The sequence below is a fragment of the Defluviitalea phaphyphila genome (genome assembly GCF_001466305.1).
Lineage (GTDB): Bacteria > Bacillota > Clostridia > Lachnospirales > Defluviitaleaceae > Defluviitalea_A > Defluviitalea_A phaphyphila.
This window is the reverse complement of the sequence record NZ_JWID01000076.1, coordinates 1-551: the sequence shown is the minus strand read 5'-3', so window position 1 is coordinate 551 and position 551 is coordinate 1. Positions and strand designations below refer to the sequence as shown.

Annotated in this window: 1 protein-coding gene; it reads left to right on the top strand. The window is 24.9% G+C overall.

Annotation, left to right across the window (positions count from 1 at the left end; genetic code table 11):
* Nucleotides 1-159 precede the first annotated feature (159 nt).
* The coding region (locus OM90_RS12240) for a PoNe immunity protein domain-containing protein (protein ID WP_144428599.1) at nt 160-551 on the top strand (392 nt) is incomplete at its 3' end.

Sequence of the window (551 nt, the reverse complement as noted above, 5' to 3'; positions counted from 1 at the left end):
TAAAAAGTTAGAAAAAGAGATTTTACAATCATTAGGAACTGATAAGGTTGAAAAGGTATTATTTAATATAAATGCCGATGGAACGATAAAAACTTTTAGACTAGATAAAGATGCATACCGTATAGGACCTTGGCCATAATAAATAAAGGAGGAAACATAATGTTAAGAGATAAGTTTAAAACATTTGAACATTTTGAAGAGAAAATTTCTTTCATGAGTGAATTTATAGAAAAAAGAAAAGATAAAATAAAACTTTTAAAGGAAGATATAAAAAATGGAATACAGAGACATGCAAGAGATAATGAAGAAATTATTCGTATAACATATAAAGATAGTACTAGGTATGAATTTAGAAAAATAAATGCAATGTATTCAGCAGGTATGCCCATAGAGGATTTAGTTGAAGATGTTGAATATACCATATTTTGTATAGAAAATTATTTTGAATTTGAAGATACTTGTGTTGAAACTGAATATATATATATACTTTGGCTAATATCTTTAGGAATATTATTAGAAATTGATAAAAACAATATAAAAAGATTGGCTAA